Origin of the sequence: Streptomyces acidicola, assembly GCF_009377235.1 — a bacterium.
Classification (GTDB): Bacteria; Actinomycetota; Actinomycetes; order Streptomycetales; family Streptomycetaceae; genus Streptomyces; species Streptomyces acidicola.
The window spans coordinates 15,114-40,810 of record NZ_VMNX01000027.1; the positions used below are offsets into that span (position 1 = coordinate 15,114).

Annotated in this window: 24 protein-coding genes; 6 read left to right on the forward strand and 18 right to left on the reverse strand. The window is 67.7% G+C overall.

Annotated features, from left to right (window positions below):
* Window positions 1-17 precede the first annotated feature (17 nt).
* The 5 genes from FPZ41_RS10695 to FPZ41_RS10715 all read right to left on the reverse strand — a co-directional run bounded on the left by FPZ41_RS10695 (window position 18) and on the right by FPZ41_RS10715 (window position 4,603).
* Window positions 18-320, reverse strand: coding sequence for a hypothetical protein (locus FPZ41_RS10695; protein ID WP_152861411.1), 303 nt, complete (start codon window positions 318-320; stop codon window positions 18-20).
* A gap of 818 nt (window positions 321-1,138) precedes the next feature.
* Window positions 1,139-1,816, reverse strand: a complete 678-nt coding sequence (locus FPZ41_RS10700) for a hypothetical protein (RefSeq protein ID WP_152861413.1) — start codon at window positions 1,814-1,816, stop codon at window positions 1,139-1,141.
* Window positions 1,813-2,892, reverse strand: a complete 1,080-nt coding sequence (locus tag FPZ41_RS10705) for a hypothetical protein (RefSeq protein WP_152861415.1) — start codon at window positions 2,890-2,892, stop codon at window positions 1,813-1,815. Before FPZ41_RS10705 ends, FPZ41_RS10700 begins: the two co-directional genes overlap by 4 nt.
* 2 nt (window positions 2,893-2,894) lie before the next feature.
* The gene (locus FPZ41_RS10710; RefSeq protein WP_194236055.1) at window positions 2,895-4,265 is read right to left on the reverse strand and encodes a putative T7SS-secreted protein; all 1,371 of its coding nucleotides are present in this window, start codon (window positions 4,263-4,265) and stop codon (window positions 2,895-2,897) included.
* Window positions 4,262-4,603: a WXG100 family type VII secretion target gene (locus FPZ41_RS10715; RefSeq protein ID WP_228022665.1), complete on the reverse strand. Its 342-nt coding sequence runs from the start codon at window positions 4,601-4,603 to the stop codon at window positions 4,262-4,264. Before FPZ41_RS10715 ends, FPZ41_RS10710 begins: the two co-directional genes overlap by 4 nt.
* 331 nt (window positions 4,604-4,934) lie before the next feature.
* Between FPZ41_RS10715 and FPZ41_RS49840 the strand changes: the two genes are divergently transcribed.
* Genes FPZ41_RS49840 through FPZ41_RS10730 form a run of 3 tightly spaced genes read left to right on the forward strand, consistent with a single transcriptional unit; the run spans window position 4,935 to window position 7,673 of the window.
* A complete protein-coding gene (locus FPZ41_RS49840; protein ID WP_194236056.1) occupies window positions 4,935-6,587 on the forward strand; it encodes an alpha/beta hydrolase in 1,653 nt (550 codons plus the stop codon).
* 58 nt (window positions 6,588-6,645) lie between these two features.
* Entirely contained in the window at window positions 6,646-7,116 is a 471-nt protein-coding gene (locus FPZ41_RS10725; RefSeq protein WP_152861418.1) for a hypothetical protein, read from the forward strand.
* A gap of 20 nt (window positions 7,117-7,136) precedes the next feature.
* The gene (locus FPZ41_RS10730) at window positions 7,137-7,673 is read left to right on the forward strand and encodes a WXG100 family type VII secretion target (protein WP_152861420.1); all 537 of its coding nucleotides are present in this window, start codon (window positions 7,137-7,139) and stop codon (window positions 7,671-7,673) included.
* A 33-nt stretch (window positions 7,674-7,706) separates the two neighbouring features.
* Here FPZ41_RS10730 and FPZ41_RS10735 read toward each other — a convergent pair whose 3' ends face one another.
* The 3 genes from FPZ41_RS10735 to FPZ41_RS10745 are packed head-to-tail and all read right to left on the reverse strand — an operon-like array spanning window position 7,707 to window position 9,653.
* A complete protein-coding gene (locus tag FPZ41_RS10735; RefSeq protein ID WP_152861422.1) occupies window positions 7,707-8,330 on the reverse strand; it encodes a hypothetical protein in 624 nt (207 codons plus the stop codon).
* A gap of 43 nt (window positions 8,331-8,373) precedes the next feature.
* The gene (locus FPZ41_RS10740; protein WP_152861424.1) at window positions 8,374-9,342 is read right to left on the reverse strand and encodes a WXG100 family type VII secretion target; all 969 of its coding nucleotides are present in this window, start codon (window positions 9,340-9,342) and stop codon (window positions 8,374-8,376) included.
* Between the two features lie 2 nt (window positions 9,343-9,344).
* Complete coding sequence (locus FPZ41_RS10745) at window positions 9,345-9,653, reverse strand: hypothetical protein (protein ID WP_152861426.1); 309 nt, start codon at window positions 9,651-9,653, stop codon at window positions 9,345-9,347.
* A gap of 247 nt (window positions 9,654-9,900) precedes the next feature.
* On the opposite strand from FPZ41_RS10745, the gene FPZ41_RS10750 reads away from it, so the two are divergent.
* Window positions 9,901-10,515, forward strand: coding sequence for a hypothetical protein (locus tag FPZ41_RS10750; RefSeq protein WP_152861428.1), 615 nt, complete (start codon window positions 9,901-9,903; stop codon window positions 10,513-10,515).
* A 72-nt stretch (window positions 10,516-10,587) separates the two neighbouring features.
* On the opposite strand, the gene FPZ41_RS10755 is transcribed toward FPZ41_RS10750, so the two are convergent.
* Both FPZ41_RS10755 and FPZ41_RS10760 read right to left on the reverse strand, forming a co-directional pair.
* Window positions 10,588-11,325, reverse strand: a complete 738-nt coding sequence (locus FPZ41_RS10755; protein ID WP_152861430.1) for a hypothetical protein — start codon at window positions 11,323-11,325, stop codon at window positions 10,588-10,590.
* Window positions 11,326-11,343: 18 nt separating this feature from the next.
* Window positions 11,344-11,664: a type VII secretion target gene (locus FPZ41_RS10760; RefSeq protein ID WP_194236057.1), complete on the reverse strand. Its 321-nt coding sequence runs from the start codon at window positions 11,662-11,664 to the stop codon at window positions 11,344-11,346.
* A 66-nt stretch (window positions 11,665-11,730) separates the two neighbouring features.
* On the opposite strand from FPZ41_RS10760, the gene FPZ41_RS10765 reads away from it, so the two are divergent.
* Window positions 11,731-12,147: a hypothetical protein gene (locus tag FPZ41_RS10765; protein ID WP_194236058.1), complete on the forward strand. Its 417-nt coding sequence runs from the start codon at window positions 11,731-11,733 to the stop codon at window positions 12,145-12,147.
* A 159-nt stretch (window positions 12,148-12,306) separates the two neighbouring features.
* Here FPZ41_RS10765 and FPZ41_RS10770 read toward each other — a convergent pair whose 3' ends face one another.
* Window positions 12,307-12,960, reverse strand: coding sequence for a hypothetical protein (locus tag FPZ41_RS10770; RefSeq protein WP_152861436.1), 654 nt, complete (start codon window positions 12,958-12,960; stop codon window positions 12,307-12,309).
* Window positions 12,961-13,152: 192 nt separating this feature from the next.
* On the opposite strand from FPZ41_RS10770, the gene FPZ41_RS10775 reads away from it, so the two are divergent.
* Window positions 13,153-13,590 (forward strand): hypothetical protein, encoded by a 438-nt coding sequence (locus FPZ41_RS10775; protein WP_152861438.1) that lies wholly within the window; start codon window positions 13,153-13,155, stop codon window positions 13,588-13,590.
* 67 nt (window positions 13,591-13,657) lie between these two features.
* Here the strand turns inward: FPZ41_RS10775 and FPZ41_RS10780 are convergent, their stop codons facing one another.
* From FPZ41_RS10780 to FPZ41_RS10810, 7 genes are all read right to left on the reverse strand, one after another.
* Complete coding sequence (locus FPZ41_RS10780; protein ID WP_228022667.1) at window positions 13,658-14,212, reverse strand: hypothetical protein; 555 nt, start codon at window positions 14,210-14,212, stop codon at window positions 13,658-13,660.
* A gap of 411 nt (window positions 14,213-14,623) precedes the next feature.
* Window positions 14,624-15,964, reverse strand: coding sequence for an SUKH-4 family immunity protein (locus FPZ41_RS10785; protein WP_322620066.1), 1,341 nt, complete (start codon window positions 15,962-15,964; stop codon window positions 14,624-14,626).
* 81 nt (window positions 15,965-16,045) lie between these two features.
* Window positions 16,046-18,076: an ATP-binding protein gene (locus tag FPZ41_RS10790; protein ID WP_152861442.1), complete on the reverse strand. Its 2,031-nt coding sequence runs from the start codon at window positions 18,074-18,076 to the stop codon at window positions 16,046-16,048.
* A 134-nt stretch (window positions 18,077-18,210) separates the two neighbouring features.
* Window positions 18,211-18,549 carry a hypothetical protein gene (locus FPZ41_RS10795; protein ID WP_152861444.1) on the reverse strand — a complete coding sequence of 113 codons (339 nt, stop codon included), beginning with the start codon at window positions 18,547-18,549 and terminating at the stop codon, window positions 18,211-18,213.
* Between the two features lie 146 nt (window positions 18,550-18,695).
* Window positions 18,696-19,685, reverse strand: a complete 990-nt coding sequence (locus FPZ41_RS10800) for a hypothetical protein (protein WP_152861446.1) — start codon at window positions 19,683-19,685, stop codon at window positions 18,696-18,698.
* Window positions 19,686-19,760: 75 nt separating this feature from the next.
* Entirely contained in the window at window positions 19,761-24,935 is a 5,175-nt protein-coding gene (locus tag FPZ41_RS10805; protein WP_152861448.1) for a toxin glutamine deamidase domain-containing protein, read from the reverse strand.
* Window positions 24,936-25,162: 227 nt separating this feature from the next.
* Complete coding sequence (locus FPZ41_RS10810; RefSeq protein ID WP_152861450.1) at window positions 25,163-25,561, reverse strand: hypothetical protein; 399 nt, start codon at window positions 25,559-25,561, stop codon at window positions 25,163-25,165.
* Window positions 25,562-25,697: the final 136 nt, after the last annotated feature.

Here is a 25,697-nt window from a genome sequence, read left to right on the forward strand (position 1 = left end):
ATGCGGATTCCCCGTTCTTAACTCAAGTCCGACTTGACTGAGTTCACTGCGTCGCGGATAGCCTCATCCGTCGCCGCGTAGTTGTTGCCGGCCGAGTTCAGCGCCTCTGCCAGGGTCACCGCGCAGTCGGCGAGGAACCCGGCGCCCGACTGCCACGTCGCGCAGAATGTCGCCAATGCCGCGGCGGCCGAATCGACCCCGAGCGAGGAACTCTGCTTGGCCAGCGGCTCCAGATCCACCTTTTCAACCGGCGTGAGACAGTCCAGAATGTCCGAAGCGCCCTTTTTGGGGATCTCGGGGCTCACTTCGAGATCGGTCACAGCAAGATCCCCTTGTTAACTCCGCCTGTATGCAGGCGCATTGGCAACCAGACTGCGCAAATTATCACCAGGATCGGTCCCGAAGATGCGCGCCCGCACTACCCCTTCACGACTCCTGCCGCGCAGCCGCGGAGCCCATCCAGCGCAGCCGCTGAGGTCTCCCCAACGGTGTGTGTTGCCGGCCTGTTGTGAAGGAGTAGCGGAGGCGCCCTGCGGGGCGAGATCCGCACCGCTGTCAGGTCCTTTGAAGAGAGCCCAGGCCACCGGCGGACACTGTCACCGGAACATGAACGACGCAGCCGGCCGCTTCGTCGGCGACGCCATCCATAGAGTGTGATGCGACTGGCGTCCCCGGGGCTCCAACCTTGCCCACAGGACGGCCTGCGGCTTCGCCCATTCAGGCAAGAGCCAAGGCAACACGCTCGGTTGCCACGGCCTGCCGTATTCTGCGCCGAGCACGGCGCGACCGAAGTGACAAGCTGGGTGTTGCCGCAGTCGAGAGGCGAAGAAGTGCGATGCCGGCGCAGCCGAGAAGAAGGCCACAGTCGACACGGCCAGGAACGCGTACGACCAGGCCGCCCAGCACCTGGACCTGAAGCTCGCGGGTCAGGCCTTCCCCTCGCAGGAGGAGGCCGACGCCGCGACCGCGCGGCTGCGCTCCGCCGAGCGGGAGTTGAACGAGGCGAACTCCGGCCCTCGCCCAAGGCCAACATTGACTACGAGTCACTCAAGGAACTGGAGGCCGAGCACACCAGCGAGGCCGCACAGGTCAGCTTCGGTCTGGGCGCTCGAAGCCGGCATCCTTGGAAGGCGCCCTGCTACCCGAAGTCCGCCCTGACATGCTCGGCGACGGTACCCCTCGTCTCGCCCCCGCTGTCCGGGACGGAGACGGTCTCTGCGCCGCTTGAGACCGTGAGGTCATGCGCCGACTTCGACAACAGCGAGACGTAGAAGGGCAGGTCGGGCAGGGAAGGTGTGGTGAGACTCAGGACGAGTAGCCGTCCCGTACGGGGAAGGGGGAGGTACACGTCCGCCCTGGCCAGTGGCAGGGAGGGAGCCGTGTCATCTGCTGGATCCGACTGCCACTCAAGGCCGCACAGGACGAGAACGCCTGGCCCGGCTGGAACACGGATCTCCTCGACCGTGTTCTTGTCATTCGCGGACAGCGCCTCGAAGAGGCCGCGTGCCGAGAGTTCGGCGTCCGGCTCCTCCAACGGGTCGAGGCGGGCCAGCATCGATGCGGTGGTGAGGCGGCCGTCAGGCGTTTCGCCCAGGCAGAAGCCGGCGTAGAAGGAGTTCTCGGCGAGGGCGTGGTCAGCCATCTCGCGGTAGGAGTGGAAGGCGACCTCGCGCTGGAAGTCGCTACCGGTCGGCCAGATCTCCTTCGCGATGGACCACAGCTGTTCCACCTGCGCCTCGGGGCCGAGATCGAGACCCAGGGAATGGAACCCTCCGGGGATGTCCAGTTGCAGTTCTGGTTCGGCAGTGTGGTTCATGCGAGTTCCGTCCACAGGTGTCCTTCCCAGATACGCAGCGATGTGTCGTCGCCCGAGACGCGAAGCCCATGCGAGGCGATGATCTCTTCGATGGTGTTCTCCGACAGACCCCGGTAGTCACGGGGACGCAGTGTGAGCCCCTTGCTGTCCTTGCGTGCATTCCACCTGGGGGCATGGAACACCGAGGTGCCAAGAGTGAACCGCTGGGTGCGGATTTGTTCGGCCAGCCCGGCGATTTTCCTGTCAAGGTGTGCCCGCCGCTTCGCCGGGTCACGTGACATCTGGAACCGCAGGCTGCGCGGCGAGGTTGCCCGCGACACGGCGCGGCGAGGGTCGATCCCGTCGGAGTTGGCGCCGTCCGCGTCCGCGACGAGCTTGAACGCCAGGAGCAGGCAGCGCGCCACGGCTTCGAGGGGAATGACGATCCACTGCACGACAAACCAGAGGAGCAGTGCCCATCGGGGAAGTAGGGGAAGTACCGGAGCCACCGAGCGCTGGCCAGATGTAGCCGACGGGGACTCGTCAGCCGCGGTGTGCCTCATGAGGCGGGCCTCGGGAAGAAGGAACAGGTCGATACCGAGGGTGAGGTGCCGTGAGGTGTCGAAATCCAAGTGGTGCGCGTGCGCGAGGCGTTTCAACGTGCCGACGGTAAGGCCCCGGTAGTACCGGGGCTTCAATTGGACGCCAATCTCCCGGGATTTCAAGCGGACGCCGGTTTTTGTATCGGATTCCCTTTCGGGGAGCAGGGGGAACTCATGGCAGAAGCGGGTGCGGAAGCTGAACCGCTGTTGCTTGATCTCTTGGGAAATGCGGGCGAACTTCCGGTCCAGGTACCTCTCGTGCCAGGCCCGACTTCGAGACAGGCGGAGCACCAGTTTGTATGGCGACAGGAAAGCTCTGACCGGGTCGAGCACCTCAGATACGTGCGACTGCCCGGTGAGAACCATGAGAACCTGGCCGACGAATCCCAGCGGGATGAGGAACCACTGCGTGGTGAACCACAGGAGGAGCCCGATTCTGGAGCGGTGGGGGAGAACGGGGTCGGTGGACACATCGAGGTGCGGTGCGGCAGCCATGGCTATTCTCCCGTCACGCTGTCGTAGACGCCGGTGACGGCTCCCGGCACAGACGTGGCGAGCAACGGGCCCTTCGACCACCAGGAGGTCGGATCGAGCGTCCCGTCAAAGCGCAGTGCGGACCGGAAGGAATCCATGTTCCGCAAGCCGGGAACACGCTCGACGACTTCCAGGAGTCCCCTTTCGCCGATACTTGATCCAAGGTTCTTGGCTACGGTGTGCTCCCAGGCGAGCTTGAAGCGGTGACCGTCCGCCGCGATCACGTCGCCGATCCGTGCGTTACTGAACAGTTTTGTGGCAGGACCCTTGACCGTGTCGAAGCCCGCGTCGGCGATGCGGGCGGCATACATCATGTCGTCGGCACTGCGCCCTGCCGTCGTGACCACTTTTACTGTCCCGGTGATGGCGGTCTTGGCGAACGCTGCGCCGGGGATGGCGCCGAGCGCGTCACCCGCAAGGTCCATCAGCCCCACATCAGCCCCGCCGATCATCGCCGCCCCGTGCGCAAGCAGCGCTCCCGCCGAGAGCCCGGCGCCGGCCAGGGCGAGGGCGCCCGACAGAGGCGGGCACCACAGGGTCAGCAGCGACAGGATGCCGAGGACGGCGGAGATGTTGCCCAGCCAGTCGCCGATGGACTTCAGGAGGTCCTTGTTCCGGGCGCACCATTCCTGGATGGCGTGGCCGAGCTTCTGGAACTGATCACCCAGGCGTTCCCAGAACCCCGGGTCGGGTGCACCGTCGGTCGCCTTGCGCAGTTGGCCGGCAATGCCGCGGGCCTGGGCCTGGTGCTCCTCGTACAGCCGCTCCGCCCGCTTGATGATCTCTTCGAGTTCGCGCTCGGCCTGGTCCAGTCGCGAGGAGGCTGCCGACAGGTCGCCGTCGGCCTGCTGCAGCCGGGTGCTGGCCGCGTCGATCTTCGCCTGGGCGTCCTGGAGTGCGGTGCCGGTGAAGTACTGGCCGCTGAGGCGGAACGCGGGATCGGACGCCGCCTGGTTGTAGCGGTCGGTAGCGGTGCTCTTGGTCTTCTCCGCGGAGGCGACCTGGCCCTTGGCCTCCTTGGCCTGGGTCTCGTACGTACGGGCCGTGCTCTGGTAGTCGGTCAGCGCCTCGCGCCACTTCGACAGCTCCGACGACGCCGTGCGCATCGCCTCGTGGCTGTCCTTGAGGTAGCGGGGCAGTTCTCCGACCTTCTTCGAGAACGCGGAGGCGGCGTCTCCGGCCCAGGTCACGTTTCCTGTGAGGCGCTTGATGCTGTTCTGGGCGTTGTCGAGTGCGTCCGCGGCCTTCTTGGTGCGGGCGGAGAGCGAGTCGACGTTGCCGGGGTTGCCTGGGGCCGGGTCGAAGCCGAGCGCGGGGTAGGCGTCGTTGCTCACTGGGTGCCGCCCTTTCCGGCGAAGCCGTCACGCAGGGCCGTCTCGACGTCCCGGTAGGTGTCGCGGGTCTTCTTCAGCCCGTCCTCGATGGCCTGCGTACCCTCGGCGATCTTCGTGATCGCGTCGTCCCAGCTGTCGTGGAACTCGTCGCACGCGTTGTCGAGTTCCTTGCTCCCCGTGGTCTTCGGGCCGGTGTCGCGCAGCGCGTTCAGCGCCGCGCGCATCTCGTCCTGACTCCGATGGAGTTCCCTGACGAGACCGTCCAACTCCGATATCTCTACCTTGAAGCCCGCTCCCATGGCGCCGGCATCCCCCTGTCCCCCGCTACGCGCAGTCATTGGCTGTCGTCACACGCTATCCAGCTGGATACGAACGGCCTGTTCAGGGTCTTCGCATCCGCAGAACCTTCACGGCTTCTTACGAGAAGACCCCGGTGTTCACACCTGGTCAGGGGAACCGATCGCGAGGCGTCACAGGACGGCCCGTGGCCAGCGAGCCGTTACCCGTGCGACCTCGCACGTACGGCGACCAAGTCGGCTAACCTGGGCGCCTCGAACTCATGGGCGAGCAGTAACAACGGGGGTTGGTTCATGTCGCCATGCGGTGACTTGTCGTGTACCGAATTGTCATGCACTGAAAGATCTGCATCCGGGGCGAGCGGGAGCCGACGTGGCCTCTGACTTCTCGCGGCTGATGAAGCAGGATTTCTCCGACCTGGAAGCCGCGGCCAAGGCCTGGCGTGGACTGTCGACGACGATGGACTCCCTGACCGACCGCCACCGCCGGCAGGTCACCGGACCGCTGCACCACTCCTGGCAGGGCGACGACGCTGATTCAGCCCTCTACTACCTGGAGGACGTGGAGTCGCGGATCGGTGTGGTCGAGACGGAGGCCATGGCCATCGCCTCAGCCCTGGAATCCACGAAGTTCTGGATGGAGCAGGCCCAGACGGAACTCCGCAACGCGGTACGGCGTGCGGAGGAGGACGGCTTCGAGGTCGACGCCGACGGTGGGATCAGCGACGGGGTGATCGCGGATCTTCCACGCAACAACCAGGTGATCGCCGAGGAGCGCGGCGCTCTGCTCCAGGAGCACCGCACACGTATAGACGAGGCCCTGAGCGACGCGCACAAAGCCAGCAACGACGGCGTGAGGGCCCTGACGGAGCTGAACGGCGACATCCTCACCGATCCGTTCAACCATGACGCGGCAGCGGAATCCGCCCAGGACACCAAGCGAGCGATGAAAGCTCTCGGCGTGGAGCCCCCGCAGATCCCCGAGGACGACCCGAAGGCCGCCGCCGAGTGGTGGAAGGCCCTCAGCCCCGAGGAGCGCCAGACCTACACCACGCTCTATCCGAAGGAGATCGGCGCGACCGACGGTCTGCCGACGGACGTACGCAACGACGCCAATCGCACGGCCCTCGCCCAGGAGCTCAACATGCTCCAGGAGGGCAACTACGACGAGGGATTCCCGGGCGAGAGCGACGAGACGGTCAACCAACGCCTGAACAACGCCCTGTTGCTCAATGACCGGCTCAACGCCAGCGACAGCGCGCCCAGGGGCAAGGAGTTGTACCTCCTCGGCTACGACTCCAAGGACGACGGTCGGGCCATCATCGCCATGGGCAACCCGGACACGGCCGCGAACACAGGGATTTTGGTGCCCGGCACCAATACGGACATGACCGGCGTGCCCGGTCAGATCGAACGCATCGACAAGCTGCAGTCGGCGGCGGAGGAGCAGTCCAAGGGCGAGAGTGTGGCGATGGTCACCTGGCTCGGATACGACGCTCCCGAGGCCAAGTCGACCGACTTCAACAGCGTCGGCGGGACCGGGCGGGCCGAGGACGCCGCTCCGGACCTGCGTCAGTTCGTGGCGGGTACGCAGGCCTCGCACGACGGGTCGCCGAGTCACACCACCGTCCTCGGGCACAGCTACGGCTCCACCGTGGTCGGTGCCGCCGCCGCAGGAGGCTCCGGCCTGGGCGCGGACGACATCGTGGTGGTCGGCAGTCCGGGGATGACCGTGGATGAGGCGGAGGATCTGCAGATGGATCCGGAACACGTATGGGTCGGCGGGGCGGAGGACGACCCCATCATCAACCACCTCTCCGACTACACCCTCGGCCGCGACCCGATGCTTGGAGGCTTCGGTGGCAACAACTTCGAAGTCGACACCCACGGCCACAGCGGCTACTGGGACAAGGACAGTGAATCCCTCGACAACCAGGGAAGAATCATCGCGGGCAAGCGGCCTGGGGAGGTTCCGAAGAAGGGCAGCGACCTGCCGCCGGAGGCCACCATTGTCCCCGGGCTGTAATCCCCTTCTCCGCACGGTCCTCGCTGTCTTCGCAGCCCTGCTCTCGACTGGAGGCTGTATGTCCCAGAGCGACAACCCCAACGCCCCGCTGCCCCGTATGGAAAAGGACGCCGCGGTGAAATGGGCCGAGAACTACACCGCGTATATGGCCCGGCTCACCGATGTCGAACTCACCCCTTCGACGGCCAAAGTGAACTTCGAGGCGTGCATCGGGGAGAACGACGAGGTGGCTGAGGACGGGCGGTACAGCCTCTTCTACTACGTCTACTCCCCGGCTCCCGTCACGGAACACACACGCGTCGTGCGGACACTCCGCCGGGAACTGTCCGAGCAAGGGTACGAGGTCACCGGATACCGGGAGTTCCAGGACGCCTATTCATCGGCGATCTTCAGTGCCCGCAACAAGAAGAACTCCTATCGGATCAAGGCCGACACCGTTGGATCCGGCAAGAAGGAGCCGCAAGCCCTCTCCTTCTCCGTACGCACCCCGTGCATGCTCCCGCCCGGCGCCGAACAGCAGCAGTTCTGAACGCCTGAGAGGAACCGGACGTGTCCCAGCGCACCAAAGTCGACCCGGCCGAACTACGCGCCTCAGCCGGAGCCTGCGACGGTATAGCCCGCACCATGAAGGACCCCGCCGACAAGGCGGTCAAGGAGGCCAGGACCGCGGGCAGCTCGCTCACCGGCTGGTCGATCGGGCCCGCCCTGACGGAGATCGCCACCAGCTGGAAGCCCGCCCTCGACGGCCTGCGCGCCCGCGTCCAGGCCGGCGGGGACAACCTCAGGTCGTCGGCGGACGGCCATGAGTGGAACGAAGAGCGGGTCTCCCAGGACTTCGAGAAGACCGGCTCGGACGCCGCGATGCAGGCCACCCCCGGTGAGATGCCCGCAGCACTGCGCCCGCGCGAGGGCGAGAACCACCCCATCGGGCACCTGGGCGGCACCGCCCCGGGCTTCGACCCGGGTGGCCGGCCGTCCGGCGACGCACCGCTACTGGACCCGCGCACCTCGTACGGCACCAACATGCCGACGTACGACGAGACCATCAGCACCCGTCCCACGCCCGGCACGAACGACTTCGGCTGAACCGCCACGTCTGCCCGACCGTCACGGAGCCGTTCAGCGAACGGGCAGAGCGTCGACCAGGGACTTCCACCCGGCGTCCCGTGCCTGTACGTCGCACCAGGACCCGTCCCGGAAATGCCACCGGAGCGTGGCCTGTTGCTCGTCGTGGGTGTCCCAGTCGGCAAGCTCCACACCGGCCACCTCCTCCCGCGGGACGGTCCAGGCGAGCTCCGCCTCGCGCTCACCGACATACACGAGGCCGACCAGCCGCTCTCCGACTGCCAGCACGCAGCCGCTCCAGACATGCACAGCGATCGCGAGGCCCCCGGCCGCACTGTCCCATCCCCCGTTGAGTCCCTTGTCCCGCCGGCGCTTCTCCTTGCTCCGGCAGAGCCAGAACAGCGCCCGGAAGGGCATCAGGATCAGTTCGCCGAGGGAATCAAATGGGTGGAGGAACCACAAGAGGAAGTCGATCAGCCTGTCCCGCACCCGTATCCCGAAGGGGGGCTTGGGGCGGCGTCCGCCATGGGGGAGGACAGCGGGGCGCGGCCGTCGCCGCCTCGGCGGCCTGGGCACCCGGTAGTGGGACACCACCCGCTGCAGGTGAACCACGCGGTCGCCCTGGAGCGCTGTCGTCGCCAGCTCCCGGAGGGTGGCGTCCGTCCTGGCTGTTGTCATACAAGCCCCTCCGTTTGTCGTGTTCCGTCGACCCTGTCGCAGGTCACCCGAAGTCCTCTCGCACCTTCTTCTGAGTCGCAGTCTCGGCCATGGACATCCGCTGGTCGAAACTCTGCGACTCGGGCCGCTGGTCGTAGGCCGTCGCTTCCCTCGGTGACACACCGGGCGCGTCGGCGGGCGCGAACTCGTCGTACGCCCGTCGAATGGGCTCGCCCACATCCGCGTCGATGACCGGTGTGACGATCCCCTCCTCGATGCCGTACTTGACCGCCTCGAACGCGGCGTACTGGGCCAAGTCGGCCCGGTTGCCGCCCTGGACGCCTGTCACGTTGCCGCGGAAGCGGTCCAGGCCCATGCGGTAGGCCTCTTGGGCGTTCTTCTTTCCCGCGCCCAGCTTCTTGAGCTCGCCCGCGAGCTTCTCAGCTCGCTCGATCGCCCTCAGTCTCCTCGCCAGGTCGCTCAGCTTGTCGGCCAGGTTGGAGGTGATCCTGACGGCCTTCAGGGCCCTCTGGGTGATGCCGGCCGCTGCGATCAGCGGTCCGATCGCGGCGGCGGCGCCGGCCGTCAGGAGCGACAGAATCGCCGTCGTGGCCGCCGCGGCCAGCGCCATCTCGATGATCTCGACGATGAGATCGATCATCAGCTGCTCGGCCATGGCACAGGCTTCCGCAGCCGTTTCGAGGAGCGTGGCGATGGTGTCCATGTCGTCGGCTTCGCCGTCCAGCGCCTTCTCGAACGCCAGCGACTTCGCACGGAACGCGTCGGCGGCCTCACCACTCCACTTCTTGAGGAGTGTCCTTCGCTCGGCCTCCAGGTCCTGGACGACGCCGCGCAGGTCCCGAGCCGCCTGCCGGTACTGGGCGGCGGTCTCCAGGAGTTTCTCGTTGTCGCCGCTGACCTTCTCCAGGTCGTCCTCAAGGCCGAACTGCTTGATGATCCCCCGGACGATCTCTTCGAGGGTGTCGGAGAACGGCCCGCTGATGCTGACTCCGAGACGACTGAGGATGTCCATGATCACGGGCCTCCGAAGCCGGCCGCGGTGTCGTCCTCGTTGCCGTCGTAACGGTCCGCGGTCACCCGCGCCGCGTCGACGATGCCCTGAAGGGCGTCGGCCGCGTCACCCAGGTCCTTGACCGCGCCCTGCTGCTTCGTGTCGTAGTCGGCGCTCAGCTCGTCCGACTGGGGCAGCATGCCGAAGGTGCCCTCGGACAGCTCCAGTTGCTGGATCCGGTTGCGTATCCGCTGTATCCGGTCGACGTCCGGCTCGGTGTTGCGGGCGTATGTCCGCAGCGCGTCGCTCGCTACGCCAAATCCCTGACTCATTCGGTCCCCCGTGTCCCGACAGTTGAGATTTTCAACTTCACGTCAAGATCCACAGTAGTCAATGATCTCTACGGCTTCGTTCGAGAGGCTTCACCGCCCGTGCACAGCGCGTACTGCGGGGTTTTGTGAGAGTGGCAGTTACTGGCACGGGGCGTTGGACGTGGTGCGGGCCACACGGATTGCGGCCGTGAACCTGCGTGGGAAGATGGGCGCCTTCATGGGTGTGCTCGGTGGGAGGCGAGGGGCTGTGACGGAACTCAGGGAGACCGTGCTCGGTGACCCTGCCCAGTTGCCCGGGCGCAGCCTGGGCGGGCGACTGTTCGGGGTTCTGCTGCTCCTTGTCGCGCTGGGGATCTGCGTGGCCGGGGTCAACATGATGCTGACCGCCGCCGGGATGCAGGGCGTGCAGGGAACGCTGACAGTTGAGCGGTGCTGGAAGCAGGACCGCAGCGGCAAGGCCTTCGACGAGCCGCGCTGCTCGGGGACCTTCCGGCCGGACGAGGGCGGGGAGCCGGTCGAGAACGCCGAGTACCGGGGCGGCGGTGCCGCCGACGTAGCGGTCGGTCAGAAGCTCGACGTGCACGAGGACGGCGCGACCTACAAGCTGTCCGGTGGCAAGGGCCTCGCGCAGGGTGTGATGGCGGTCTTCGGAGGGCTGGCCTTCTCGGCGCTGGCCGTGCCGTTCCTCGCGACGGGGATTCAGCCGCGCTGGTTCGGGCGCGGCGAGAACCGTACGCGGGTGCTGGCCATGGTGACGTTCGGGATCAAGGGGACGACTGCCGGACGTGTGCGCAACGCGCTGCTGCTGGTGGGGCTTGCGGGCATGCTCGTCTCGTACTTCACGTACGCGACCATGAGTTGAGGCGCGGCGGGAGCGTAGTGTCCGCCCCGCGCCGCAAGCAGCCCCGGGGGAGCCCCGGCGTGGGACGTCCGCTCACACTCCCGGGTGGTCGTACGCCCCGCCCACCTCGGGAAAGTTCTGCAGCGCCGTGCCGAGGCCGCCGACGATGGCGCCGGACGCCGTCACCGAGATCATCACCGCCTGCTCGCACGCGCTGTAGGCCTCGGTGATGCGCCCCCACGTCTTGATCATCTGGATGATCTCAAGTGCTCCCACGGCGTAACCCGCGATCAGTCCGACCCCTGTCTCCGCGAGGAGCGTGCCCGCCGCGAACGCGACCCCCGCGATGATCGCCTCGTCCAGCAGCTGCTTGCACAGGCCCGAGATGAGGTCGGCGCCGGCCCACACGGCCGCGTACAACTCGTCGTAGTGCTGCTTCAGCTGGTCGAAGTCGTCCTGCAAGCCCTCGATCTTGTCAGCGAGCTGCTCGAAGTAGACGAAGGCGCTGTCGGCGGCGTTGCCGTTCCAGGTCTGGTCGAGGGTGCCGTTGCCGCTGTCGAGATTCTTGGCGATGCCGGCGGTGAGCTCACCGATGTTGGCCCAGGCGTCGGCGCACTTGGCATAGCCCTCCCAGTCCCCGGCGAACCACTTCGCCACCTCCTCGAACGGGTCGAAGTCGAAGGCCGCCTTCAGGGCTTCCGCCGCCCAGGCGGACGGGCTCAGCAGGTCGCTCACCGCACCGATGACGTCGCTGACGGGGCCCTTCTCGGGCTCTTTCGCCTGCGGCGCCTTCAGATACGACGTGGGCTCTACGGTGTCGGTGAAGGACATGGACGGGCGCTCCCCTGGTCAGCGCTTGGACGCCGGGTAGGTGGCGTCCTGGCGTGCCGCTTCGTCGTGGTCGGTCTTCTCGTACAGGCCGGCGGAGCGGTCCAGTTCCCGGGAGCTGGAGTCCAGCAGCTTACGCACGCGCTCCAGCGTGTCGTCGACCCTGTCCACCGCTGACGGGTGCAGTCCCAGCAGGTGCAGGATCAGCCCGTCCTGGGACTGGCCGCCCACCGCGTCGCCGTGTGTCTTGGCGTACTTCTTCGCTTCCTGGGCGTCCTCGGCCGCGCGCCCGATCTGCTTGCCGAAGCTGCGAACGTCCTTCGGTTCCACATCGAATGACACTGCCACCGTCCCCCTGTCCGACCCGCTGCTGGCTGGATACCATAGCCTGCCATCACGTACGCCCTGATGAACGAGCGTGTCCAAATGAGCACAAGTCCACAACCTGACGAGCAGTTCACGGAGATGACCGGCGATCCGGTCAGAGCGCGCCAACTGCGCAAATCACTCCAGACCATCCTCGATCGCAGCAACGATCCGGCCTTGCGTGAAATGGCAGGTGAGGTGCTGTCCGGCCGGCTGAGTCTCCGTGACGCCGCCAACGTCCCCGCGTACGGCGAGGCCATGCGCACCGGAATGCAGCAGGGTCTGCGCGCTTACGAGGCGATGTCCGAGTCGGAGCGCCGCGGGGCCGAGGAAGAAGGCCGACGCCAATTCGACGCGGTGCGGAGCGAGTTGGATGAGGAGGCGCGTGAGCGCAGCCGTTCGGAGGGCGGCTCGGGCAACCGGCCGGGCAAGCACAACGGCCGCGGCTGGAGTCTCTGAGCGGCGGCCCGACCTTCACCGCCGCGTCCGCAGCCACCGCCTCCACCGTCTCTGAAGAGGATCTGCACCTTTCCTCGACCGTGCGGAAGTGTGGGAGAGGTTCAGTGGCCCGTGTGATGTCATCGTCGGTGTCGGCGTCAGCGGCCGCCGGAAGAAGCGTCAGAAGAAGTAGCTGACCAGGAACGACACCCCGGCCCCGACGAGGCCCACACCGATCATCCCGATCACGGCCGGGCGCGTCACTCCGCGCGCCGACGCCTCCCAGGCCGCGTTGTACGAGATGCGGCTCTGGCCGAACGGAGCGTAACCCGTGACGAGGCAGAAGACGCCGAGGCCCGTGAGGACCCAGCCGCCGAAGAAGGCGCCGAGGAAGCGCCAGGCCCGGTCCATGCCGCCCTGGACGTAGTCGCCGTCCGTGGCGTCATCCGTCGTGGGCGGGTCCGTCTGCTGCACCGACAGTTCGGTGCCCGGCTCGTACCGATGCCTGACCTGGACCGCGGCGTTGGCGTCCTCGCTCTTGCCGTTGTCGGAGACGAAGGTGCCGTCGCAGCGGATGGGGCGGCGGTTCTTACGGCTGCTCCGCGAGGCGTTGTTCGGGTAGCTCTCCTCGCACTCCTTCACCGTGAGGGTGCCGTGCGTGCCCGCCCACCCCGCTGTGTACGCCGCTTCGTACGCGCCCCATCCGCTCAGGGCGAGACCCGCAACAAGGAAGACCAGTCCGCCCGCGCGGCCGAGGCGGCCGAAGGCTCTGCCGACGAGGCGGGCGAGGAAGCTGTTTGTCCCGGTGCCTTGCTTTCGAGCCTTTCGAGCCATGACGATGCCGTCCTTCTCTTCTTCGGCTTGCTCTTTGGCTTGCTGTTCGGCTGGTGCGGTCAGTCAGCATGGCACCCGTGCCTATGAGTACGACGGGGAGGGTGTGTCTTTGGTGCAGCACTGCATCGGCTCGCGGGTGCGGCGGGGGATACTGCGGGTGACGCGAAGCGAGGAGAGACGAGGAGAAGCGAGATGACCAGGCGACCCGAGAACTCCCCGGACCCGGACGGTTCTTCGCCGGACCGCGGAGTGCTGGACGAAGCACTCGAACCGGAGCAGATACGTTCCCTGAACTCCGCCCTGCGCAGGCTCTCCGCATCCGACGGAGGCGCGAGCAAGGAGATGCAGGAGGCGGCGAAGAGGCTGCTCTCCGGGCGCCTCGCCCTGCGCGACGCCCTGGACGACCCCGCCGTGGCACGCACCCTGGGCGGGGGTGGCATGGCGTCCCTGCGCAGGCAGTGGGAGTCGCTCCCCGAGGAGGAGCGGGAGCAGATGCGGCGTGGGGAGGCACCGCCGAGCGGCGGCTCGGCCCCGGGAGCCTCCGAGCCCAGGCCCTCGGAGGGACAGTCCTCGTCGCAGCCCGGCAAGAAGAGCCCGGGGCGGCACAGCGGCGGGTTCTCGCTGTACTGATCGCGTAGTACTGATCGCGTACTGACCGCGGAGCCGTGCCCTGCGGGGAGTCAGGGCCGACAGGGAGTCAGGACCGGCGGCCCCTGTTACCGGCGACGTAGGCGAGGCCCCAGGCGGCGGCTGCGGCGACCACAAGACCGAGCAGTGAGATCCATGTGGTGTCACTCGCGCTGCCCCACCAGGCCTTGGCCGGGAAGAAGGGTTCGTTCTCCAGCATGTCCCACACGACAGAGGGCGCTCGGCTGTCGGCGATGACGAGCGGAACGGCGTTCGTGTAGCCGAAGAAGGCGCCGAGCGGGGCGATGACGGCCGCGCCGATCCGGGCGCCGTTGCCGCCGCCGCCCACCAGGCCGGCCAGGGCGCCGACGACCACTCCATTGAGGAGCGCGTGGCCCACATAGAGGGTGTGGGCCATGGATTCCGACTGGTCCTTGTATGTGAGCAGGACAAGACCGCTGTAGAGCACCGAGACGACGACCGAGGCGAAGAACCCGAGGAGGACCCCACCGACCGGACTCCCGCCGCGTGCGTTCGGCTGCGGTCCGAGGTGGGGCGCCTGGTACGGCAGTCCGGGCTGCATCGCGTGGTACATGGGTGCCTGCCCCGGCACGGGCGGTTGCATGGGTGCCTGCCCCGGCACGGGCGGCGGGCCGCCTTGCATCGGTGGTTGCCCGGGAGCGGGTGGCGGACCGGACGGCGTCGGCGGCTGACCCGGGGCGGACGGCGGGCCGAACCCCGGCTGCTGTTGCGGCGGCGCCGGCTGGCTGTACGGGTTGTACGGGTTCTGGGGCGCCTGGGACGGCTGCTGGGGCGGCTCGGGTGGCTGCGGTGGCGGCTGGAACGGCGGCTGGCTCATCGATTCCCCCACAGAGTGAACTGACAGGGACAGCAAGCTATCAGTGAGATCAGGAGGGGCCCGTCGGAGCCCGAGCGGGCAGAGTGAAGGGCGTTGGGACCGTACCAGGCGAGGGACAGGGTGCCCGGGAGTCGACGGCGGACCGTGGGGCGCCACTCCCCGCGCGTCGGTGGGCGGTCAGAACAACCCGTGCCACATCTGCTCGACGATCAGCGACCACCACGTGTCCGCGTTCCCCAGCGCGGAAGTGTCGACAGTCACCAACTGCTCCTGCAACTCCGCCACTTCGCTGCCGGCAGCGACCGGGTCCAGGCCCTCCATCCGCTGCCGCGCCGTGGCGAGCAGGGCGAGGGAGCGGGCGAAGGCGGCGGCCGAGGTGTTGACGTATCGGGCGGTGGCGGTAACCGGGTCCACCGCCCAGACCGCGCCGAGGCCGTCCGGTTCCGTGGTACCGGGCAGGCACTGCACCGCGATCACAGCGACGCCGTCGAAGCCGATCCGGGCCAGGTGCGCCAGGACGCCGATCTTCTCTTCGCCCGCCGGGCTGCGGCGCTCGCGCAGGTTTGTGGCGACGTCGGTGAACAGACCACCGGCCGGTGGGGCGTCGGGCCGGTCGGCGGTGAAGAACAGCGGGAGGCCGGCGGGGATTCCGGCCAAGGTGAGCATGGCCTTGGTGGTCTCCGGCAGCGGAATGTCGGCGATGTCGTCGGCGTCGTAGCGACGTACGCCGTCCTCTCCGAAGACCTCGACGAGGTGATGGCCGAGGGACACGTCGCGCATCGGCTCCGCGGGCATCACCGGGGAGGGAACGGGGAGCCGGTGCGGGCGGGGCGGAGGCTGCTGGCCTGCGATCCGGTGCATCGTCTCGACCTGCTCGACCAACGCGGCGATACCCTCCGCGCGTGCCTCGGGACGGGCGCCGTAGCCCTGCGAGCAGGAGAGCTGGGCGTTGGGGAAGGTGTTGAGGAGTTCGGCGGTGTAGCCGCCGGGGAGCAGGCTGGGACGTAGGTCGGTGTGGACGGCCAGGACATGGCCGACGGGTACGTTCATCCGCTGCAGGTCGGCCCACGCCTGGTACTCGGCGGGGGGCAGGCCCGGGCCGGAGTTGCGGAAGAGTGTGGTCTCCTCGCCGGTGGCCGGGTCGGTGTAGGTGAAAACGGCGGTATTGCCGGGGCCGGTGACTGGACGGGCACCGTGCTGCGAGCCCTCTCCCTGTGCGTCACCGCCGTGCTCGTCACCATGCTTTCGCCGGTACATTCGCACGACCTCGTCGACCGGCACCGACGGCCAGACCGTCAGCTCGCCGGTACGCCGGTCCACCACCCCGCACGCGTTGCCGATCTCGGAGGGCGGTCGGCGCTCCCCGGTCTCCGGATCACGCTCGGGCGCCGCGGGCGCGGCCCATACGACCCAGCCCAGGTCGAACTCCTGCATCCTGACCTCGCGGCGCGGCTCCGCCGAACCTTCCGGGTTGAGCCAACGGTCGGCGACGGCGAGCGCCTGCTCCTGGCTGGTCACGGGGACGCTCCTTCGGGGGGTCGGTCGAGAGGGGAGGAGGATGGGGAGGACGTGACTCGTATGTCTACTGTTGTCCACTGCCTACGAGGCTATCGCCGAGGTCGCCGGGTGGATGAGGAGGGCCTTCGCCCCGCGCTCGGTCGCGATGACGAGAATGCCGTCGGGGGACAGGTCGGCAGCGGTGAGCGGCACGTCGGAGATGAACGCGGCCACGACCTCCTGGCTCGCCCGGTCCCAGACACGAAGGTAGTCGGCACCGCGGCTCAGCCCCAGAGGAGCGGCGGCACGCTCCTCCTCGGAGGGGCGCATGACCTGTCCGAGGTCGGGGGCGGGGTCGGTTTCGCCGAGGTCACCCGGTCCTGCGAGGCTGCGGACGATCACTGTGATACGTCCCTCGTCGTCCTCCTCGCCGCCCGTCTCATCGACCGGGCGTGCGCCAGGCGTGTCCGCGGGCACGGCGAGAACGGCGACGGGGACGGCCGGGCCGTCGGGCCGGGGCAGGCTGCCGACGGTCACGGCGCTGACCCCGGGTACGGGCACGCTCCACAGGGTCCGCCAGGGCAGTTCGAGACCGAGCCGGCCGTGAATGGCATCGGCGTACTCGGGCAGGCCGTCTTCGACGAACGCGGTCTCCAGGAGCGCGGCGCGCAGCGTGGCGGGCGCCTGGGTACGGGTCAGCAGGGGCGCCGTACGCAGATACGTACGGGCCGGTGCACCGAGCTCCTCCGCCGGGACGGCCTCGATGGCGGCTCGCAGCGGTACCGGGTCGGCGTGCACGAACAGCCCTGGGTCCGTGAGGAGTTGGGGCAGCAGCCCGGCCTCCAGGGTGTGACCCGCTATGTGGTCGCGTACGTAGGGGTCGGCCTTGCCCCAATTCTGCTCGGGCACGGCCTCCAGCAGCGCCACCGCGATCTGCGTCTGGGTGGCGCGGACGTTCGGGAGGCCGGCGCGGATCTCGTCGCCGATGGCGGGGTGCAGCAGCCGGAGCAGCGTACGTCCGCTGACCCTCTGCCCGTCCTCTCCGGACTCTCTGGCCTCTCCCGCCTCTCCGTCCACTTCCTGCTCCACGGGCTGTACGAAGGGCCCGGCGAGCGGCATCCCGCCGGCCATGGCCTGGCCCATGTCCTGTCCGGCGACCGCGCTCGCGAGCCGTGCCCACAGCTGGGCGGGGATGCCGTCGGCCTCGGAGAGGGCGAGCGGTGCCAGCATCAGCCGTAGCGTCTGCGGATCGGCGCCGAGCCGCCTGGCATGCAGGTCGAGGGCTTCGCCGACGGAGGTCGGCAACAGGCTCTCGTAGGCGGGATCGAAGCCCTCGGGGGCCATGAGGACGCAGTGGACGGCGAGCTGTACGACCAGCGGACTGGTCCCGGCCCGGCGTCCGATGGCGGCTCCCAGCGCGAGCCGGGCGGCGGGATCGACGGTGAACGGCAACTCGGGCGCCCCGAACTCGGGGTTCAGCGCCGCCTGGGCGTGCAGCACCAGTCCTTCGGGGTCGGCCCACTCCGGTTCGTCGAGGTCTATGACCTGCACGGTGCCGGGCGGCAGGACGTCGGCCAGGGCGGAGGCCAACTCGGCGGCCAGGGGACGCGGCACCGCGGCGAGGAGTCGGACGCTCTCGGTGGCGGCGAGCGGGGTGAGAACCTCCCGCACGAGCCGTGCGGGCTCGCCCGCGGCCCGTACCGGACCGGCCCGGTCGACGTCCGGCACGACGACGGTCACCGGCTCGTCGAGCGCGGCAAGCTCCGCGAACACCTCGGCGGTGCTGGTGGCGTTCAGCTCGTAGTGGTCGGCGAGCAGCCACAGCACCTGCGCGGCGGTCAGCCCCTCAGCGGTGGGCACGGCCGGGGCGGGCAACTCCGGCGGCACCGTGGACGGATCCAGCTCGTCCAGCGGCAGCTGCTTGCGGAACTCCGGCTCGCACAGCATCAGAAACCCGGTGAGCAGCCGCGAACGCCCGCTGCCGGAGCTGCCGGTGAGTACGACGACGCGCGGCGCATCCGGTGCTCCGGGCGCGGCCCCGCGCCAGGCGGCGAGCGCGCGCAACGCTGCGGTCCGGCCGCCTATGTGGGGGTGCGGTGCGTAGTCCTCGGTGTCCTTGGTCGAGCCGGTCATGGGTCCCCGTCCTCCGCCACGTCGTTCGCCATCGCGGACTCATTCGCGTACGACGCCGATCTTAGGCGCCGGTTGTCGGGTGGCCGAGGCCTGCGGATCGGGCGAACAGCCATGCCTGAAACTGCTACCCGTCGCTAGGCGTTCGGCCGCCGCGCCCGGTACTGCTTGCGGTAGAGGGCGATGGCCGCCTCGGTCGGGTAGTTCGGGACGGTGACGGTCTCCCCTGTGTCCTTGGCGACCACGATCTTGCTGCCACCCGGAGCTGAGGGCCGCGGCTGGCCTGTGGTGTCGGCGACGGGCGGGAACGTCGCGTACACCAGGTAGCCGATGTCGAATTCGTGGACGTGCATGGGGGCCGGGGTCCCGTCGGGCAGCTTGGGCTGGGCGTAACGGCTGCGGACGATGGCGAGGGCTTCCTCGGGAGTGTTCGGGGGCGCCGGGTTCTGCGGGAGAGCGGGGTTGTCCGGGGTCATGGAGCTGGTCTCCTTGTCGTGACGGTCGTACGGACTGGGTGTCGGAGCGGGTACGAAGCCGTTTCGCCCCGCCGGTCGTAGCTGCCGTAATTCCCCCCCCAGTGACCGTCGCGTGCCGGCGTACTGAACGCCGCTCAAGGCAACGGTCAAATGGGCAATGCGCCTTTGAAGTGGGAATTGAGGGCTCCAGGGTGAGTAGTGGCAAGCCAGCCGTGTCCGTGCGTCTCGCGCTTGCGCATGAAGCCGACATCGACGGAGAGGTGACGGGCCGCGACATTAGCGTCAGTCACTCCATGTGCATCAGCCTGCGACGGATCGATCCAGACTTTCCCTTCGATGTATTCAACCTCGAAGGGAAGCGGCTCTCCCTCCCATTCTGGATCTCCCCAAGTGGCGTGGCGGCGTACCATGCGGCCATTTCTGGCGACATACCAGACGTGGGCGTCGTGGTAGGTGTCGACAGAATAGAATTGAGCTTCGCCGCACTGTTCGCTGGCCTTCTCGGCCAGGTACTCTCCGCCGAATCCATCCAGGAACGAGTTGCCGTACAACAGGCGCCAGTTCCCGAATTGAGGCGTGATGAAGACGCGGTTGACCGTCTCCTTCTTGCCATGCGATGTTTCGATCTCCAGTGAGTCGTGGGCGCCGCCGGCCTCGGTGGCAGCTAGTCCCATGACGGTGGTGGCCGCACGGAGATCATGCAGTCCAAGTGCGGATATGACGGCTTCAAGGTGGTCCGCCGGGAAGGCCATCCAACGGCTCTCCGGCGGCAGAGTCACTGGGCGCTCGGACAGCAATTTGACCCGTACGAGCCGTTCGATGGCTCGGCGGTCGACCGGGTCGAGTCCCTGTTCGCCGCTCAGCTCGGCGACGAAACGGAGAGCCATGCTCCGTAGTTGCCCGGGGCCGTTGCGCCGGATCTCCCTCAGGCGTGGCACCGCCTTGTCACCCAGGCGACTGAGGACGGACTCGGCGCCGCGGAAGGAACGGCTCCTTGGATGGCCGCTGCGGAGAATGGGCAGCACGTGGTCGACGACCGGGGCTCCGAGCGCGACCAGGCCGTTCTCCGCGGTGGCCCGACGGTTGCGGTCGTCATCATCGAGATCATGTAGCAGGGAATCGATGGTGTCTGGCATGGGACGTAGCCTAGTTGTGGTCCTGGGGCGGCGATGAGGGACCACCCCTCAAGCCTGTCTGATGGACGTCAATCGTCAGTTGACCAGCTGGGGGCGTAGTTTGCCCCAAATCTCTTCGAGAGCTTCCATGTGTCGAGTCATTTCGGCAATCATTGCACGTTCTTCGTCGGTCTTGGTGGCCTTGCGAATCGCGTCGTATTCGTTGGCGACTTCATTCTCCAGCCGTTTTCTGGCTGCCTCGGCAGTCAGGTCTTCTATGTCTTTGAGGTTCTTCGGAAGAGCGGGTGAATTTTCCTTGAGTCGGTCGCGTACCCGACGTTCCAGTTCTTCCTTGACCCCCTGATCCGACAAGTCGTCGATGGCGTCCAGTGCTTGCGCCTTCTCCGGGAGCAGGGCGTCGCGTATTTCCACGCCCGCAGGGTCCTGTCGGTACGTGGTGCTGTAATGAATGGGGACGCCCGCGAGTCGTTGGTCGAGGAGTACTTCCGAACACTTTGCGTGTCCTCTGCCCGTGCCGCATGGTTCGCGTTCGGTGTAGAGCCCCAGTGGTTTGTACTTATCACCCTTGGGGTCGACGCGCTCCAGCCATTCCAGCAGATGCCTTTCCGAATGGCGTGGGCTGACGCCCGGAGTATTGGGTGGCACGGACGAATCCACGACATAGGTGACCCCGTCTGGTCCTTCCACCTCGAGAACGGCGAAGTTCTTGTCGGTGAGGTCGGGCGCCTGTCGCCTGAGTTTCTTTGCTTCGTCTTCCGGAAGTTTCTTGTACTCAGCCGCCCTGAAGAGCTTGTTGACTGCCATTCGGTGCAGCCGCACGCCAAGCGACTGCTTGGACATCTTGGCCCCTCGATCCCTCGTACCCGGTGCAGGATCGGACTCTCCCGGCTGGCGATAGGGGTTGGTGATTGGCTCAGGACTGCGGCCAACACTGTGCTGTTGGTGGAACGAGAGGCTGAGTCGCGCGAGGGAAGCAACGACGGCCTGTTGCTCGCCGGGCGACAGCCGGGAAAACCCGTCCAGGTTGTCTTCGAGTTGGGACCTGGTGAAGAGGCGCGGGCCCTTGGGGCCGTTGGGGTGTGGTTGGGCGCCGGACGTCATTTGGAGTACGTGTGCGAGTTCACCCGATTTGGTCCACGTCTGGAGCTGGTGGTGAACCCGGTCGAGGTCGACCCTGTGGACACTCCGGTTTGTTCTCAGCGATTGCTGCAGTGCATCGGGCTCGATGCCGTATTCCCTGGAGAGTGCGTCTTCGCGCTCATGGGTGCGCGACACGTCGCTCTCTGGGCCGTCGTGCGTGACAGAGCGGCTCTGGTCGGAGGTATCGCTCGTACCTCGGTCGTGAGGATCGCTGTATGGAGGGTCGTTCGGGTCTTTTCCTTCATCCGTGGCGTCTTTGGAGTCGGTGGACTTCTTCCCGTTATCGGGTTTCTGTCCGGCGGGCTCTTCGGGACCACGGCGGTGTGGGCTGCCTGGGGTCTCTGTTGGCTGGTTGGTCGTGGTGTGTCGGCCTGTTGGGGGCGTGTCGCCTGGATTCGGCCGGATCGGGGTCCCACTGGTTGGTCGGTCAGCCGGTGTCGAGGGCGTGGGTTCCGGGACAGGGGTTTGCTGTGGGGCACCCCGATCGGGTGTCGGGTCGTTCGGCGCTGCATGCGGAGCCGAAGGGACCGCATTGTCCCTGAGGGTACGGGTGTCAGCGTTACCGGAGTGGTCAGTCGGCGAAGGGTCCCTCTGCGCAGGGTCCGGATCTGTGGTACGGGGGCCGAGAGTGCTGGTCTCGCCGGTTCGGGTGCCCTTGTCCGATCCAGTCGCATCCGGTGCCTGTGTGGAGTGGGACGGCTGACCTGTTGAGAGGCCATCGGAGCGCGGTATGTCCGCGGGGGGCGTTCCCTCCTCGGTGTGGCCCTGGCTGCGGGCATCAGTGGCCGATGGATCGTCTGCGGTTGTTCCGAGATTCGAGTGGTCGGAGTTTTCGCTGGACGAGCCGTCCGGTTTCTCGCCCGAGGTATCCGACTGGGACGCCTCCTGGTCCTGGTTCCCCTGTGCCGAGTCGTTCGCCTTCGGCTGGGAAGTGCCGGTCTCTTCTTGAGGCGTGTCCGAATCGTGCTCGGAATCCCCTGCGTCGGACTGAGTGAGGTCTATGGGGTTCCGGTCGGCGTCCAGAGGGATGTGCCAGACGTGCTCGGCGTTGTCGATGTGGAGGGGCTCGTTGCTGACCTCTCCGCTCTGGGTGTCGATCCAGACGATGTTGCCGTTGTGGTTGACGACGTTGAAGGCGTGACCGCCACCCCCATTCGGCCAGTCGACCTGGACAATGGCCGCTGAGCCGGGGCCGGCCTGCTGGAGGACCGACGCGATGTTGTCGGCGGTCGCGGGGTCGCCGCCGGGTCCGGCGTAGGTGTGTGCGGCACCCGTCCAGCGGATCTGGTTGTCGTTGGCGTTGTCCTCGGGGGTGAACGGGTCGTGGTTGCCGTTTTCGTCGTAGTCAGGGGTTCGGGCGGCCGAGACCTGGGGGTTTCCGTACCAGGTCTCCAGGAAGGAGCGCGAGCAGTCGGCGCAGTTGTTGCTGCGTCCCGGTACCTGGATGCCGCCGTCGTTCTGGAGCTGTGACCAGGAGCCGAAGGGGTCCGGGAAGCGTTCCGGGGTGCCGTCCTCGTTGCGCGGGACAGCGTCGACCAGCGCCTGCTGGTCGGCGGGGTCCGGTTCGGACAGACCTCCCGGGTAGTGGTCCAGGTCGGACCGGATGTCCTCCAGACCGTCCTGCTGCGGCTGCTGCTGGTGGTTCGGGTCGCCGGGGGTGGCCTGGGGCGAGCCCGGCGGGTGTGGTGTGGCGGGAGCCGCGTGTGGCGGTGGCGTCGAGGAACTCGGGGTCGTGACCACCGTGTGGATCGGGACCGCCGTGACCTGCTGGTGCTGTTGCTGCTGCGGGTTGGGCGGGGTGTTCTGCGGCGTGTGAGGCTGCGCGGCCGGTTGCTGAGGGGTGTTGGGCGTGTTGGGGGTACTGCCCGCGGGCTGCTGGGGCGGCCTGGTGGGAGTGGCGGGTGTACCGGCGCTCGGCTGGTTCTGCGTTCCCGGTGTGCCGGACGTGTTGGGCGTGCTGGGCGTGCTGGGCGTCTGCGCCTGGCCCGGCCGTGTCGCGGAGTTCGGGTTGCTGCTGCTCGGCGTGGAGGCCCGGTCGGTGCCGGTGCCGGTCCCCGTGCCGGTAGACGTCGAGGGCGTCGTCGTAGGGGTGCTCGTGCTCGGGTTCTGCCCCGGCGTGGACGTGCGCGTGCCGCTCGGGTCCGGGCTGGTACGGGACGATGTGCGGTCGCCCGGGGTGCTACCGGGGGTGTTCCGGTGCGCTGTGCCGTCGCCCGGCGGGGTGCCGGGGGTGTTGCGGGGCGTAGTGCGGTCGCCGGGCGTCGTACCGGGCGTGTTCCGGGGCGTGCTCCCGTCACCCTGGGTCGTACCAGGGGTGCGCTGGGCCGGTATTCGGCCGTCCGGCGTGGCCGGAGTGCTCGGAGTACGGCCATCTGTACCGGGCGTGCGACCGTCCGGCGTTGCAGTCGGGGTGCTCCCTGGAGTCGTCGCCGGTGACGTGGGGCTCGGAGTCGAGGCAGGTCCCGTTCCCGTGGAGGAGGGGGTGCCCGCTGTGCTGGCGGAAGGATTCCTCGCCGCACTTGAGTTGGGGGTCGGGCTGGTCGGGCTCGTGGCGGAGGGCGTACCGCCAGCGGCGCTCGCGCTCTGGTGCGAGCCGGACACACCACCTCCCGTGGATGGCGCCACCGGAGACGTCGGTGCGGTCGAGCCGCCATCTGTACGGCCCCCTGTGCTCGCGGAGGACGGATCGGTCGCCGTCGGCGTTGGCGCCGCGTTGGACTGAGTGGGGACTGTGGCGGCCAGGCTGTCGATCGAGGTCCCGATCGCTCCGCCACCCGGTGACGAGGACGACGTACCGCCGGACGGTGCGGCAGCCGGCGCGGATTGCGCGGCCGGCGACGAGATGCTCGACACGGAGGGGCCACCGCCGGTGTGGGACGGTCCGGATGTACTCGGAGTACCGGACGAGCCGCCCGAGTTCGAGCCACCGGACTGCGTTCCGCCGGGTGCTGGGTCGTCGAAGTCCGACAGCGTCGGCCCTGACAGCGACGGTGTCGGCCTGGGAGCCGGGGCGTCCGAGGCGGAAGGATTCTGCCCGGCGCCGGACCCGGACGCGGACCCGGATCCTGAGTCAGAGCTCGGGCCCGAACCCACGTCCGGCGCGCCTACGCCACCGCCACCGCCGTCGGCGGATATCCCGCCACCTATGTTCACGCCCGCGCCGTTCCCCGAACGCGTCGACGCAGACGAGTCCGACCCGGACGAGCCGGAGTTGGACGAAGACGAAGATGATGAAGAGGAAGAATCGGAAGAGGAACCGGATGAGTCGGAGGACGAGCCCGAAGACGAGCCCGAACCCCCGTCACTCCCCGATGTTCCCGACCCCAGTCCATAGCCGTCGACACGGCTTTCGACCGAGTTGCGCGCATGGCTGCCCGCCTTCGACCCCAGGCTGTCGCGCACGCCCTCGGCCAGGGTCTGCGGGGTCTGCTGGATGGCCTCCCAGCCGCCCTGGGCCCCGGCCTTGGCGGTCTGGCTGAGGTCGTAGCCCTGCTGGGCGCCGAAGCCGACGTTCACCGTCTGGCGGACCAGGTCGGTGATGATCGCCTCGATCGCCGAGACGGCCGGCTCCTTCATCGCCTCGACGATCGCCTCCATGAGGGCGTCCTTGAGCTCGTCGAGGAGGCGGCGCACGATCAGCCGGGTGGCCTGCGTGGCGCCGAGAGCGCCGAGTTCGGAGAGGCCGAAGGTGAACGGAGCGGCGAGCTGGGCGGCGGCGATCTGAATGGCCAGGGCGACCAGCTGGGCGATCACCGCCCATTTGGCGAACTCGACGATGTAGGCGCAGGCCTCCATCACGTTCGCGATGATGTACGCCGCCTGTGCCGCGTTCGTGAGGTAGCCGTCGCCGCCGTTGTCGAACTTGGCGTAGGTCTTGGTGAACGCGTCGATCGATTCGCCGCCGTTGTGGGCGGTCACGTTCCGGGCGGCGGAGTTCGCCGACTCGTGAAGTCGGACGACGTCATCGCCGAACTTCCGCCACAGCTCGGCGGAGTCTCTCAGCTTGTCCTCGTCTGCCGTCGGCCAGTTGTAGCCGAGCATCTCGAGAACCCACTCGAGCTCGTCAGGCAGCATCATCGACACAGCTAAAGCACCCCCGTCAGCCGACACGGCCGTACAACTGTCCCCACTCACAAGGAAAATCAGACAGAAGTACAGCAGTGCACAGAGTGTACGGACACACCCGCGGACAACTTCAGGGGGTTGCTGTCACAAATCTGCTGCAAGTCAGATCTCTTGCAAGTCTCTTGCAAGGCAGATCGCTTGCAGGTCAGATCTGTTGAACGTCGGAGCTGTTGAGCGCCAGACCCGCTGAGCGCGCCAGACCCGTTGAGAGTTCAGAGGCCCTGACGAGGCGTCAGCGTGGCCTGCACACCCGACGGCATCTTCACCTGACCGTCGTACTCGGCGGTCGTCGCCCGCCAGATCTCCTCTTCCCTGGCCTCGTTCTTCTCCTGCGCCACGCCCATCTTGGTGAAGGCCAGCCCTATCCCCGCGAGCCGCTCCGCCAGACTGCCCATCGAGTCGTACATGCCGTCGCGCAGGCCCTCGTACACGACACCGAACTTCGAGCCGATGTCGTCGTCACCCCAGGGCGGGGTGTCACCCTTCTCAAGCGCGGTCAGTCCGTCCTCCAGGCTCTTCGCGGCCTTTGCGAAGTCCTGGCCGACCGTGAACATGTTGAAGCCCTCGTCCTTGAGGACCTTGGGATCGGAGATCGTGTGGTCCGACGACACAACTGCCCCCCGTGGCTCGCCTTTTCTGTCGCAACGCCAGACTAGCCGGGGCACCGGGCCCAGACCCACCCCCAGACGCAACGGAGAGGGGCGGCACCACCTGGTGCCGCCCCTCTCCATGCCTGTACCGCAGACG

Bases quoted from the DNA above. Each gene is read 5' to 3' on its own strand.
- FPZ41_RS10780 (WP_228022667.1), bottom strand. From the start codon at position 14,212: ATGCAACCGCCCGTGCCGGGGCAGGCACCCATGTACCACGCGATGCAG.
- FPZ41_RS10790 (WP_152861442.1), bottom strand. From the start codon at position 18,076: ATGACCGGCTCGACCAAGGACACCGAGGACTACGCACCGCACCCCCAC.
- FPZ41_RS10765 (WP_194236058.1), top strand. From the start codon at position 11,731: ATGAACGAGCGTGTCCAAATGAGCACAAGTCCACAACCTGACGAGCAG.
- FPZ41_RS10725 (WP_152861418.1), top strand. From the start codon at position 6,646: ATGTCCCAGAGCGACAACCCCAACGCCCCGCTGCCCCGTATGGAAAAG.
- FPZ41_RS10740 (WP_152861424.1), bottom strand. From the start codon at position 9,342: ATGGACATCCTCAGTCGTCTCGGAGTCAGCATCAGCGGGCCGTTCTCC.
- FPZ41_RS10770 (WP_152861436.1), bottom strand. From the start codon at position 12,960: ATGGCTCGAAAGGCTCGAAAGCAAGGCACCGGGACAAACAGCTTCCTC.
- FPZ41_RS10745 (WP_152861426.1), bottom strand. From the start codon at position 9,653: ATGAGTCAGGGATTTGGCGTAGCGAGCGACGCGCTGCGGACATACGCC.
- FPZ41_RS10800 (WP_152861446.1), bottom strand. From the start codon at position 19,685: ATGCCAGACACCATCGATTCCCTGCTACATGATCTCGATGATGACGAC.
- FPZ41_RS10795 (WP_152861444.1), bottom strand. From the start codon at position 18,549: ATGACCCCGGACAACCCCGCTCTCCCGCAGAACCCGGCGCCCCCGAAC.
- FPZ41_RS10700 (WP_152861413.1), bottom strand. From the start codon at position 1,816: ATGAACCACACTGCCGAACCAGAACTGCAACTGGACATCCCCGGAGGG.
- FPZ41_RS10735 (WP_152861422.1), bottom strand. From the start codon at position 8,330: ATGACAACAGCCAGGACGGACGCCACCCTCCGGGAGCTGGCGACGACA.
- FPZ41_RS10715 (WP_228022665.1), bottom strand. From the start codon at position 4,603: ATGACTGCGCGTAGCGGGGGACAGGGGGATGCCGGCGCCATGGGAGCG.
- FPZ41_RS10755 (WP_152861430.1), bottom strand. From the start codon at position 11,325: ATGTCCTTCACCGACACCGTAGAGCCCACGTCGTATCTGAAGGCGCCG.
- FPZ41_RS10705 (WP_152861415.1), bottom strand. From the start codon at position 2,892: ATGGCTGCCGCACCGCACCTCGATGTGTCCACCGACCCCGTTCTCCCC.
- FPZ41_RS10775 (WP_152861438.1), top strand. From the start codon at position 13,153: ATGACCAGGCGACCCGAGAACTCCCCGGACCCGGACGGTTCTTCGCCG.